Raw genomic sequence first — 12509 nt, 5'->3', positions numbered from 1 at the left:
AAAAAGACATGCCTTTTAAATTGAAAAGCGAAATTTATTTGATCCTTTAAAAACTTTCACTAAAATGACCGCAGTTTTTTGCATTTTATCTAAATAAATGCCCTCTCAATACAACAACAGAACTCAATCATGATGAAAGATACAATTTTTGCAGCCCCGATCGAAAAACTGGGCGATTTTACTTTTGATGAAAGCGTGGCGGAAGTTTTTCCCGATATGATTCAACGCTCGATTCCTGGCTATTCCAATATTATCACGGCGATTGGTATGTTGGCTGAGCGTTTTGTGACTGCAGACAGCCAAGTCTATGATTTGGGCTGTTCACGCGGTGCGGCAGCTCTTTCTATGCGACGTAATATTAAACAACCGAATGTGAAAATTATCGGTGTCGATAATTCTTTGCCAATGGTGGAACGCTGCCGTCAGCACGTTGCGGCTTATCATAGTGATGTACCCGTAGAAATTCTTTGCGATGATATTCGTCAAATTGAAATTAAGAACGCCTCAATGGTAGTGCTCAACTTCACATTGCAATTTTTACCACCGGAAGATCGTGTAGCCTTGATCACCAAAATCTACCAAGGTTTAAACCCAAATGGTGTATTAGTGCTCTCTGAAAAATTCCGTTTTGAAGATGAAAAAGTGAATGAGTTGCTTATTGACCTCCACCACCAATTCAAACGTGCTAACGGTTACAGTGAGCTTGAAGTGAGCCAAAAACGCACCGCACTTGAAAATGTCATGCGTACTGACTCGATTAATATCCACAAAGAGCGGTTAAAAAACATCGGATTTTCACACGTCGAATTATGGTTCCAATGTTTTAATTTTGGGTCAATGATTGCAGTGAAATAATCATAACCCAATCAATAATCTAAAAAATAAGGGCGTATCAAATACGCCCTTATTTGTCACCAATGCTTTATAGCCCTTTTAAATCCTTATCCAATAAACGAGCTAGCAACAAAATACCGTCTTTAAAGCGATACTCTGCATATTCTGCTTGTGCATAATATTCACCTTTCCCTTCTGCAAAGAAATAATCTTGGCTTGGTAATCTAGGAAGCCAACCACCTTTATAACGAATTGGTAAATAAACATTTGGTGTGCAATGTTTAAAATCTGTTGGTATCTCTGATTGCTCCTCACAAAATGTCGCAACATGATTTTTATCAAGATGAACAAGGATATAAGCTTTTTTCTCCGAAGGACTTGATTCATCTATACCAGTGGTTTCAGTGATTTCATTAGATTCAACAGTTTCAATAGGCTCATTACTTTCAAGAGGTTCATTTGATTCAGGTAAAACCTGACTTTGCTGAAACTCAGATAAAATAGCGTAATTCAATACCATATAATCGCCTTGCATCAATGAACGAGGATCCACAGGGGCGATTTTTAAGACAACAGGCTTACCAGTAGCCAGCACATCTTCAAATTGCTGCACTTTATAGTTCACCGCCCCCAATAACGCAATCACAAAGACGCCAACAAGCCAAATCGGTGCTTTAAAAACAGAATGGTTTTCTACCGCACTTTGTGAAGGCGCTTTATAACGTGCATACAAGAATAAAGTAACAATCGCAAAAATAACGGCAAAGCTTACTAGCAATACCCCTTTATAGAGTAATGGGATGCTCAATTGGTAATAGAACCCACCTAAATAAACAACAAAGGCAAATACCAAAAGACCGAAGAACGCACGGCTGTCCGTCCAATAAACAAGCAATAATAACGCTGTTAAATATAGAATGACGGGTATCCCAATAAAGCCTAATGCAAACAAGGTTAATACTAATAAAATTAACACTGCTTCTGTGTGTTTGGATTCACTATGCTTATTCATTAGTGCATAGACAATTAATGGTAATGCACAGACAAGTAAATATAAGATATGACTAACATCAAACTGGAAGTGTGACCAAAATTGCCCACTTAAAACTTGCAACACATTATCAAGACTCATCGCGTCTGCTGGCATGACATCACTTGAAACATCTGTATCGATAAGACCATAATCTACCCAAGGAAACGCCATATACGACGGCACAGAGATCCATAGAGAGAATAATACTGTTCCCCAGGCAATAGGCTTTAAATGAATTCGCTCTGATTGATTAGGTCGCATGACCCAATAAAAGAGTACAATCGAACTCAGGAGCTGGATTTTATTAAACCATGCGTTATTAAACCATGTGTTATTCAAGCTGTAATTATGGAAATATAGATTATAGGAAATTTGCCAAAAAACGAGAAGCTGGGTAACCAGAAGAATTCTCACTAAAGAATTCGGCATCAATTTGTAGCTAACGATAATAATGACTGTAAAAATCAGTGCGGAGATAAAAATACCGAAATTTGAATCCTCGCTAAATTCATATCCTAATAAAAGAAAAAAATCATCAAATTTAACAAGCAAATAGAATCCTAAAAAACTGTTTGCGATTAGAAAAAATAAACCTGCTAAAATTATAGTGTATTCATTTTTATCTTTATTTAAAGTAATCAACCAAGCTATACCAAATAAAAGAATACCAACAATGAATGCACTAGACGCATCTAAACCTAAAAATAAAAATAACCAAACACCTATAGTCACGAAAGCTATCAATAAAGCTATCATCCATAGTATTGAAATCGCCCAATGGGATTTCTTATTATTTGGATATTCTTGTTTATAGCGTTTCACTAACCACTTGATTGCCATGACAGTGAAAATAAAGCCAATCAATCCTAAAACCACCCCCTCTTCTACACCACGAATCAAAAGAGATGCCAATACACCACGAATCAAAAGAGATGCCAAAAAGCAATAAGCGCCAAGCAAGGCTATGACTGAAATAATTAAATTAATAAAATCAAAGCGATATTTGTGATATACATAAAGTGCGATTAAGGCAGGAATAGCAATTAGCAAAGAACTGAGTGGTGAACGACCAAGCTCACCCCAAGCATAAGCATAAAAGTACACATCATAAATTACTATTAAACCGAATAAACTGGCAAAAGTCAGTACTAGAAATACTTTGGGTAAAATGCGCCAATGTTGGTCATGAAAAGCTTTACTGAATAATTCCGATATCACAAGCAATCCAGCATTAATCAGCACGGCATAACACATTGAGTTATGCGAGTTTTGTTCATTAAATAAATAAAACGCAACATTGGCGGTGGCGGCAAATAATAATGCAGAGGCCACATTCGGAAATAATAATAAAAATGGAAGTTGACAAAGTGTCCAAACAGCAAATAACTGCCATACATCGGCCCCTGTTTGATAGGTTTGGCCGACTAAGGCAAATAAACCGCCAATCAAGACAGAAACAACAAAAAAAAGGCTATATGTCTTCCACTTTAATTTTTCTTTGGCTTGTCGACGACTCTCTCGAATAAAGCAATAAATACCTAATACTACTGTCACTACAAGCAATGTTTGTAAGCCATAAATTTTGGCTAAATCAGAAAAATAATCTAAATTAGCTGCAATTAACGTAACTACTCCACTCGTTAAAAATCCCACAGTTAATAATAAAAACAGTAAATTTAAATAACGTTGCCAAGAAAGATTAAAAAGGCCTGTTGTATTCATTCATTTTTTCCTTTTTTATAAGAGATTAGTATTATCTTAGCATAATAGTCAGGTAAATAAATAACAAAAATGTGGCTAAATAATACAATTTAGCCACATTTTAATTTAGGTCAAATAATATTTATTACGCTGCATTCGGCTTATGGAGTAAGGTAAAAGCAATAAAACCAAATCCTAAGAAGCAAGAAACAATCAAGGCATAAAAACCGCCATCCCAGCCAAATAAGTCTACCAGTTTACCCATCACATAGCCTGCGCTCGCAGAACCTAATAAGTACCCAAATAACCCCGTTAAACCTGTCGCTGTACCTGTTGCAACACGTGGCACAAGATCAGCTGCTTGAAGCCCTATCATCATTACTGGACCATAAATTAAGAAACCGATAGCAACAAGACAAATATTATCTACGAGTGGATTTCCTTCTGGGTTTTTCCAATAAACAATAATCGCGATTAATACACCGGTTAGGAATAATAACATCGGTGGTGCACGGTGACCTTTAAATACTTTATCACTTAAATAACCGCTAGCAAGCATACCAAATATACCTGCGTATTCATAAAGGAAATACGCCCAACTTTGTTTGTCTACAGAGAAATGTTTCACTTCTTTTAGATACGTTGGTGCCCAGTCAATAATGCCGTAACGAATGAAATACACAAATACGTTCGCAAGTGCAATCGCCCATAAGAACTTATTATTAATGATGTATTTCATAAAAATATCTTTAGACGAAAGCGTGTGAGCTGATTCAACTTTCTCTACGATTTTTTCACCTTTCCATTCATCTACTGGCGGTAACCCTTGAGACTCAGGTGTATCGCGCATTAAATAGAACATGATGAATGCTAATACAATGGCAATTAAGGCTGGTAAATAGAATAAAGATTGCCATACGCCGAAAATCGATAAACCGAGAAGCGCTAATGGACCGATTAAACCACCACCTAAGTTATGTGATACGTTCCACCAACTCCACCACACACCACGCTCAGAAACTGAGAACCAGTTGGTCATTGTTTTTGCACCTGGTGGATATCCCATTCCTTGGAACCACCCATTTAATGCGGCTAACACAATCATCAATGGAATAGAAGAAAGTACACCAGGTACTAAACCGAAAATTAAGCTCACTAATGCAGAACCTAATAAACCAATGGTAATAAAATATTTAGGATTACTACGATCAGAGATGTTTCCCATAATGAACTTACTAAAACCGTAAGCCAGTGACAAGGCTACCCCTACTGTACCTAAATCAGCTTTAGTAAAGCCATATTCATCAATAAGATAAGGAATGGCTAAAGAAAAGTTTTTGCGGATAAGATAATAAGCCGCATACCCGATAAATACTCCAGCAAACACCTGCCAACGTAATTTTTTATACTCGGCATCTGTTCTAGAACTTTCAATTCTTGGTGCTGGAGGAGATGCTTTTAAGAATGAAAACATCTTTGTTCTCCTATAATAATTTATAACTTGTCATATTGTTGCAATAGCTAGACCATTACAACAAAAAACAGATTACCAAAACCGAATACAAAACAGAGCTCCGATCACTACAAATGATTAGTTCATTTACATCATTCAACAGCACCAATTTCTGGAACAAATTACGTTCTAAGTCTATTTAAAAATTTCTATGCTATAATCCCCCAACACCCAAATAGAAAAGAGGAAAACAAGATGCAAATTTTACACACAATGCTTCGAGTAGGTGATTTAGACCGCTCTATTAAGTTTTATCAAGATGTTTTAGGTATGCGTTTATTGCGTACGAGTGAAAACCCAGAATATAAATACACGCTTGCATTTTTAGGTTACGAAGATGGCGAAAGCGCTGCAGAAATTGAATTAACATACAACTGGGGCGTAGATAAATATGAACAGGGCACTGCGTATGGACATATTGCTATCGGCGTTGATGATATTTATGCTATTTGTGAAGCAGTTCGTGCAAGTGGTGGTAAAGTGACTCGCGAACCAGGCCCTGTTAAAGGTGGTACAACCGTTATTGCTTTCGTTGAAGATCCAGATGGCTATAAAATTGAATTTATCGAAAATAAAAGCTCAAAATCTGGTCTAGGCAATTAATTAAAAGTGCGGTTGATTTTTTCGCTCTTTTATAACGCAGGGTTACCTGCGTTATTTATTTTAAAGGATACAATATGTCCAATTCTCAAGAAACTCCTTATCACCACCAATTAAAAAATCGTTTTCGTGGCTACTTTCCTGTCATTATTGATGTGGAAACAGCGGGATTTGATGCAAAAAAAGATGCGCTTTTAGAGCTTGCAGCAATCACCTTAAAAATGGATGAGAATGGCAATTTACAACCTGATCAAAAATGCCATTTTCATATTGAGCCATTTGAGGGCGCGAATATTAATCCGGAATCACTCAAATTTAATGGGATTGATATTCACAATCCATTGCGTGGTGCCGTATCTGAATTAGATGCGATCACGGGATTGTTCCAAATGGTGCGTCGTGGACAAAAAGATGCAGAATGTCAGCGTTCTATCATCGTGGCACATAATGCGGCTTTTGACCAAAGCTTCGTGATGGCGGCAGCTGAACGTACGGGTGTAAAACGCAATCCATTCCACCCTTTTGGGATGTTTGATACTGCAACGCTTGCTGGTTTTATGTTTGGGCAAACGGTGCTCGTCAAAGCGTGCCAAGCGGCAAAAATTCCTTTTGATGGCAAACAAGCACACTCTGCGCTATATGATACTGAACGTACCGCAGAATTATTTTGCTATATGGTGAATCATCTAAAAGATCTCGGGGGATTCCCGCATATTGCTCAAACAGATGAAACGAAAAAAACAGATGAAAATCAGACCGCACTTTAAAGTGCGGTCATTCATATTAATATTTTCGGCATTTACTCGAGCCATATTTACTGCCGCCAGGTAAACACTCACAAGCCTCACCATCACGATCTCTATCGAGCCAAGTTGCTCCATTTCTCTCATAATAACGTTGAGCTTCTTCTTGTGTAGCAAAATTACTGCATTGTACCCTTGCAAAAGTTGCCATACTCAGAAAACTACATAGTATAATTAATCCAATTTTTATAAATGACATTTTATCCCTAAGCCCCATAGTTATTGCTGTTGTTATAAATCTAAAATATCCTTGCCAAAGACAATGCTTAAAAAACCTAGAAAGCATTGTTTTCATTGTAATTCCTCAAGTTAAAGTTATCAATAAAACAACAAAAAACCAGACCGCACTTTAATTTTTAAAATTTTTTAGAAAAAAAACTTGCAATCGTTTTCGCTTTACCGTATTTTAAAAAGTAATTCAATTTAGTTATCTAAATAAGAGAGTTTCCAATGAACTTTATCCTTCGTCACCATCATCGCCATTCAACTGAATAATCTTTCAGGCTGTTGGTGTGCTTGGAAGATTTCTTCCGAGCTGACAAGATAAAGATCAAAAAAATCTTACCCCTCGGAAGGCAACTTTCGAGGGGTTTTTGTTTTGTTATTAATTTACAGGAGTTTATTACTATGCGACATTTAACCTTAAATCAATTTTCTTTTATACGACCTTTTTCTTTTAATTAATCAATAAGGAACAACAATATGTTATCGAATCCCGTTGTTATTTCAATTGTCGTGCTACTGGCGTTAAGCTTGCTGCGCGTAAACGTGGTTATCGCACTGGTGATTTCCGCTCTGACTGCAGGCTTATGTGGTGACTTAGGTTTAGGAAAAACCATTGAAGCCTTTACAGGTGGTTTAGGTGGTGGTGCTGAAGTAGCGATGAACTACGCCATGTTAGGCGCATTTGCCATTGCGATTTCAAAATCTGGCATCACTGATTTGCTTGCCTATAAAATCATTACCCGAATGAATAAAACACCAACCGGCAAAAATTTAGCTTGGTTTAAATATACGCTACTTAGTATTTTACTTTTATTCGCCATTTCATCCCAAAACTTACTCCCAGTGCACATTGCGTTTATCCCGATTGTTGTGCCACCGCTACTTTCTATTTTTAACCGTTTAAAAATCGACCGTCGTTCAGTGGCTTGTATTATTACCTTCGGTTTAACAGCAACCTATATGATCTTACCGGTTGGTTTCGGGAAAATCTTTATTGAAAGCGTTTTAGTTAAAAATATCAATCTTGCTGGTGCATCACTCGGCTTACAAACCAGTGTAGGTGAAGTTTCTCTTGCTATGCTTATCCCTGTTTCAGGTATGATTCTTGGTTTACTCACTGCTGTATTTGTTACCTATCGCAAACCACGCGAATATGTTGTGACAGCGACTGAACCAACTACAACTGAAATTGAACAACACATTGCAAACATTAAACCTATCCAAATTACCGCAAGTGCGGTCGCAATTGTCGCCACTTTTGCTACACAGCTTTTCACAAGCTCTACAATTATTGGTGGTTTAGTTGGTTTAATCATTTTCGGTGTATTCGGTATCTTCAAACTCAAAGAAAGTAATGATATTTTCCAACAAGGCTTACGTTTAATGGCGATGATCGGCTTTGTTATGATTGCAGCTTCTGGTTTCGCTAATGTGATTAATACCACAAGTGGTGTGAAAGAATTAGTTGATGCACTTTCAACCGGTGCGATTCAAAGTAAAGGCGTTGCGGCATTCTTAATGTTACTCGTTGGGTTATTGATTACCATGGGTATTGGTTCTTCTTTCTCAACTGTACCAATTATTACCTCAATTTATGTACCACTTTGTCTCTCTTTTGGCTTCTCACCACTTGCGACAGTCGCTATCGTAGGTGTAGCAGCAGCATTAGGAGATGCGGGTTCACCGGCTTCTGACTCAACACTTGGGCCGACATCCGGTTTAAATATAGATGGTAAACACGACCACATTTGGGATTCTGTTGTGCCAACCTTTATTCACTACAATATCCCATTATTAGCGTTCGGTTGGATTGCAGCCATGACCCTTTAATCGTTATAATCCCTGCATACATTATGCGGGGATTTTTTATGTCTATTCAATCATTACTCAATACGCTCGAGCAAAAAGTACAGCAACTGACTCAAGCCTATCAAACTGACTCTGATAAAAAAATCAACGCGAAATTTAACCGCACTTTATTTACCGAAGATTTTGAAACCGTCGGTTTTTATCTCAAAGAAATCCAGCAGAGCTTAACTAAGCTATCTAATATCCCCCATCAAAATGAAGAGCAAATTGTATTTATGGCAGAACATCTTTTAGGGCAATGTACCGTCTTGACTGAAGCCATGAATCGCAAGCATAAAAAGTCCATTCAACCGAAAATAGCAGAGCCACAAGTTGCAAGTAGTAAATCACAACATAGCATTCATCGTCTCCCTCCTAGAGAGCGTCTAGAAAAGTATTATGAAGCCTTGCAGCAACTCACGGAAAAATACGAAGAAGCCAAAGCACAAGCTAATACGGCACAAATAGATATTCAACGAGATATACATAAGCAAACAGCCGCAATTTATTTAACGCGCCGTCAAAAATGTTTAGAAGCGATTGAGACCTTAGAAGAATACCTTGCCTTTAAAGAGGCCCAAGAAAGTGCGGTCAAAAAATAAGATATTTTTAATAGACTGAAAAGCAAAAATCCCTAAATCTTTCGACTTAGGGATTTTTTGAATTTGATGGCGGAGGAAGTGAGATTCGAACTCACGGAGGGCGTAAACCCTCGCCGGTTTTCAAGACCGGTGCCTTCAACCACTCGACCATTCCTCCGTGATTTAAGCGAGGTGAATAATACGTTTTTTCCCCCACCCCGTCAAGCAAGAAAATAAAAAAATTATCTGACTGACTACTTTTAAATCACTATGTTTTAAAAATACACAAAATAAAAAACGGAACCTACTGGCTCCGCTTTTATTATTGAGATATTACTCTGCTTTTGCTTGTGTCGCTTCAGAATAAATATGACTAATTGCACTATGATGGCCTGCGGCGCCTTTACCGTTAAAGTAATAGCGAGACTCCGTCCATTCTACAATTGGGAATGGTTTGGACTCTTCATCTGGTGCTTTAGCTAATGTCATCGCTGCTTTAGTGTGTTGTACCGCTGAAATGGTACCTGGACAACCAGTGAACACATAAGAACGAACAAACTCTGTTTTCTCTTGTGGTTCAACTTCTGTCGTTGCAACTTGAGCAACAGGTTCTGATTTATGATGCAAGCGTTCTAATGATTCTTGCACTTTCTGTTGAACCGCTTCATTTGCCGGTTGAGTAATGAAATCTAACGCTGGTTGTGCTTCAACTGATTTCTCTTCCACAACAATACCTGTTGCAGGCGTGATCACACCTTTTTTCGTTTTTTCTTGCTCAAGCAATTCATCCACAGATAAGAAATTGCTTTCTTTCGCTGCATTCACAACAGAATAATCGACACAAACTTTACCGCTTGCTAATTCAGGTGAAGCAACTGCTGCAAATAATGGCATTGGTGACTTCACTTCATTACGACGACGGCGTTGATTATTCGATGTACGTAAATGACGTGGAGTACGACGCTGACGTTCTTGACGTGGTTTATCTTCAGCATTATCAGCAACATTGTTTTCAACCACTTGATTTTGAACAGTCTCAACAGCTGGCACTTCAACTGCTTCAGTAACATTTTCAGTTACATCATTTGGATTGTCATCAATACGAACACGTTTACGTAAATCACGACGTTGACGACGCTCTGCTACTGGTTTTTCTGCTTTTTCTTCTTGACGATTATCATCAGAAACATTAGCGAAATTAACCGCACTTTCAGATGTCACTTCTTCATTCGCGTTACGGCGATTGCGACGATTATTCACACGCTCGCGAGTTGGACGCGCATTTTCTTCATCTGTATTTTTCGCATTATCGTTATTTTCGTTATTGCGAGAACGACGATTATTACGACGATCTTGATTACGACGATTATTACGGTTGTTGTTACGATTGTTGCGGTTGTTTTGGTTTTTCTCTTCTTCTTTTGGTTCAGAAGCAAATAAACCTTTAATTGCGGCAACAATTTTTGCAAACAATGACGGTTCTTCTGATTTACGCTCAACTGGTGCTGGTGCAGCCGTTGGAATCGATAGAGATACTGCTGCACTTTCCATTACTTGCTCAGAGGTCACTGCTGCAGTTTCGATATTGCGAGAAACAAGAGACTCTTCAGGTACGAAAGCATCTTCTTGTGTTTCATGGAATTTTGCTAAGTTGTAGCTTAATTCATTAAGTTCTTCACCTTCACGTACGCGGAACACACTGAAGTGCGGGGTTTCCATCGCTTCATTTGGTACTACAATAATCTCTACATCATGGCGTTTTTCGATGCTGCTTACTGCTTTACGTTTTTCGTTAAGTAAGTAAGACGCAATTTGTACAGGCACGATAGTGTGTACTTGTTTGGTATTTTCTTTTAACGCTTCTTCTTCGATTAAACGTAAGATTGAAAGTGATAAGCTTTCGTTATCACGCACTTTACCTGTACCTTGACAGCGTGGGCAAACATGGTGAGAAGACTCACCTAATGATGGACTTAAACGCTGACGTGACATTTCCAACAAGCCGAAGCGAGAAATACGGCTAATTTGAATACGCGCACGGTCTTGACGCACGGCATCACGGATACGGTTTTCTACTTCACGTTGGTGACGAACTGGTGTCATATCAATGAAATCGATGACCACTAACCCACCTAAGTCACGTAAACGTAATTGACGAGCAATTTCATCTGCGGCTTCAAGATTCGTATTTAATGCGGTTTCTTCAATGTCACCACCACGCGTTGAACGCGCCGAGTTGATATCGATCGCCGTTAACGCTTCTGTCACATCAATGACAATCGAACCACCAGAAGGTAAACGCACTTCACGTTGGAAGGCGGATTCAATTTGTGACTCAATTTGATAGTGACTAAATAACGGCACTTCACCTTGATACAATTTCACACGATTGATGAAATCTGGACGTACAAGTTTGATGTGCGCTTTCGCTTTTTCAAATACTTTCGGGCTATCAATTAAGATCTCACCGATATCACGACGCAAGTAATCACGGATCGCACGAACGATCACATCACTTTCTTGGTGAATTAAGAACGGCGCCGGACGGCTTTGTGAAGCTTGTTTAATCGCTTCCCAATGATGTAATAGTACTTTCAAGTCCCATTGTAATTCTTCTGGTGATTTACCCACACCCGCTGTACGCACGATAAGGCCAACGCCTTCTGGTACATCTAAAGAACTCAATGCTTCTTTTAATTCGATACGTTCATCGCCTTCAATACGGCGAGAGATACCACCTGCACGCGGATTGTTTGGCATAATCACCAAATAACTACCGGCAAGGGAAACAAAAGTGGTTAAGGCTGCGCCTTTATTGCCGCGTTCTTCTTTGTTTACCTGAACGATCACTTCTTGGCCTTCAGTCAAAATATCACGGATATTTGGACGACCTTGGAACACATAATCAGCAGGGAAATATTCGCGGGCAATTTCTTTTAAAGGAAGGAAGCCATGGCGCTCTGCACCATAATCCACAAAGGCTGCTTCTAAACTCGGCTCTACACGAGTGATTTTTCCTTTGTAAATATTCGCTTTTTTCTGTTCATGACCCGGACTTTCAATATCCAAGTCGAATAAACGCTGGCCATCGACCAACGCAACGCGCAACTCTTCTTTTTGAGTCGCATTGATTAACATTCTTTTCATTGTCAATTTCTCGTTTGAATTATCTAAAATACCTTGAAAATTAACCGCACTTTATAGATTTACTGACCTTAGCCATCGACCTCGTGTTTCTCGCGAACAGTCAATCTCACGACTGTGTGTTGCTGGGTGCATTGATAGCATACTCAATTGTTATCTAAGACAATTTTCGTAAAACAATGCGGTGTGTTAATTACGCATTGCAAGGAAGCGTTAACCTTCAAGAA

At 38.6% G+C, this 12509-nt stretch carries 9 protein-coding genes, 1 tRNA gene and 1 other annotated feature; of the genes, 5 read left to right on the top strand and 5 right to left on the bottom strand.

The features are described 5' to 3' along the window. Positions 1-129 precede the first annotated feature (129 nt). Positions 130-855, top strand: a complete 726-nt coding sequence (gene cmoA, locus DPV85_RS01320) for a carboxy-S-adenosyl-L-methionine synthase CmoA (RefSeq protein ID WP_111326570.1) — start codon at positions 130-132, stop codon at positions 853-855. A 67-nt stretch (positions 856-922) separates the two neighbouring features. Here cmoA and DPV85_RS01315 read toward each other — a convergent pair whose 3' ends face one another. Both DPV85_RS01315 and pgtP read right to left on the bottom strand, forming a co-directional pair. Next, positions 923-3589 (bottom strand): GDYXXLXY domain-containing protein, encoded by a 2667-nt coding sequence (locus DPV85_RS01315; RefSeq protein ID WP_111326568.1) that lies wholly within the window; start codon positions 3587-3589, stop codon positions 923-925. Between the two features lie 124 nt (positions 3590-3713). After that, positions 3714-5042 carry a phosphoglycerate transporter protein PgtP gene (gene pgtP, locus DPV85_RS01310; protein WP_005634143.1) on the bottom strand — a complete coding sequence of 443 codons (1329 nt, stop codon included), beginning with the start codon at positions 5040-5042 and terminating at the stop codon, positions 3714-3716. A 234-nt stretch (positions 5043-5276) separates the two neighbouring features. On the opposite strand from pgtP, the gene gloA reads away from it, so the two are divergent. After that, positions 5277-5684, top strand: coding sequence for a lactoylglutathione lyase (gene gloA, locus DPV85_RS01305; protein WP_049356445.1), 408 nt, complete (start codon positions 5277-5279; stop codon positions 5682-5684). 74 nt (positions 5685-5758) lie between these two features. Beyond that, complete coding sequence (gene rnt / locus DPV85_RS01300; protein ID WP_111326566.1) at positions 5759-6448, top strand: ribonuclease T; 690 nt, start codon at positions 5759-5761, stop codon at positions 6446-6448. A gap of 16 nt (positions 6449-6464) precedes the next feature. On the opposite strand, the gene DPV85_RS01295 is transcribed toward rnt, so the two are convergent. Further along, positions 6465-6779 carry an excalibur calcium-binding domain-containing protein gene (locus DPV85_RS01295; protein WP_431830605.1) on the bottom strand — a complete coding sequence of 105 codons (315 nt, stop codon included), beginning with the start codon at positions 6777-6779 and terminating at the stop codon, positions 6465-6467. A gap of 175 nt (positions 6780-6954) precedes the next feature. Next, positions 6955-7082, top strand: a sequence feature (His leader region). A 104-nt stretch (positions 7083-7186) separates the two neighbouring features. On the opposite strand from DPV85_RS01295, the gene DPV85_RS01290 reads away from it, so the two are divergent. Beyond that, positions 7187-8539 (top strand): Na+/H+ antiporter family protein, encoded by a 1353-nt coding sequence (locus DPV85_RS01290; protein ID WP_111326564.1) that lies wholly within the window; start codon positions 7187-7189, stop codon positions 8537-8539. Positions 8540-8577: 38 nt separating this feature from the next. Then, a complete protein-coding gene (gene priC / locus DPV85_RS01285; protein WP_111326562.1) occupies positions 8578-9159 on the top strand; it encodes a primosomal replication protein PriC in 582 nt (193 codons plus the stop codon). 67 nt (positions 9160-9226) lie between these two features. On the opposite strand, the gene DPV85_RS01280 is transcribed toward priC, so the two are convergent. Together DPV85_RS01280 and rne are read right to left on the bottom strand one after the other, a co-directional pair. Next, positions 9227-9316, bottom strand: a tRNA-Ser gene (locus tag DPV85_RS01280). Between the two features lie 155 nt (positions 9317-9471). Beyond that, entirely contained in the window at positions 9472-12285 is a 2814-nt protein-coding gene (rne, locus tag DPV85_RS01275) for a ribonuclease E (protein WP_111326560.1), read from the bottom strand. Positions 12286-12509 lie beyond the last annotated feature (224 nt).

It is taken from the genome of Haemophilus parainfluenzae, from assembly GCF_003252725.1.
Classification (GTDB): domain Bacteria; phylum Pseudomonadota; class Gammaproteobacteria; order Enterobacterales; family Pasteurellaceae; genus Haemophilus_D; species Haemophilus_D parainfluenzae_L.
Note: the sequence above shows the minus strand (reverse complement) of the source record. Positions and strands in the feature narration are given on the sequence as shown.

Excerpts from the sequence above, each read along its gene's own strand:
- DPV85_RS01290 (WP_111326564.1), top strand. The coding sequence starts at position 7,187 with ATGTTATCGAATCCCGTTGTTATTTCAATTGTCGTGCTACTGGCGTTA.
- pgtP (WP_005634143.1), bottom strand. The coding sequence starts at position 5,042 with ATGTTTTCATTCTTAAAAGCATCTCCTCCAGCACCAAGAATTGAAAGT.
- priC (WP_111326562.1), top strand. The coding sequence starts at position 8,578 with ATGTCTATTCAATCATTACTCAATACGCTCGAGCAAAAAGTACAGCAA.
- cmoA (WP_111326570.1), top strand. The coding sequence starts at position 130 with ATGATGAAAGATACAATTTTTGCAGCCCCGATCGAAAAACTGGGCGAT.
- rnt (WP_111326566.1), top strand. The coding sequence starts at position 5,759 with ATGTCCAATTCTCAAGAAACTCCTTATCACCACCAATTAAAAAATCGT.
- gloA (WP_049356445.1), top strand. The coding sequence starts at position 5,277 with ATGCAAATTTTACACACAATGCTTCGAGTAGGTGATTTAGACCGCTCT.
- rne (WP_111326560.1), bottom strand. The coding sequence starts at position 12,285 with ATGAAAAGAATGTTAATCAATGCGACTCAAAAAGAAGAGTTGCGCGTT.
- DPV85_RS01295 (WP_431830605.1), bottom strand. The coding sequence starts at position 6,779 with ATGAAAACAATGCTTTCTAGGTTTTTTAAGCATTGTCTTTGGCAAGGA.
- DPV85_RS01315 (WP_111326568.1), bottom strand. The coding sequence starts at position 3,589 with ATGAATACAACAGGCCTTTTTAATCTTTCTTGGCAACGTTATTTAAAT.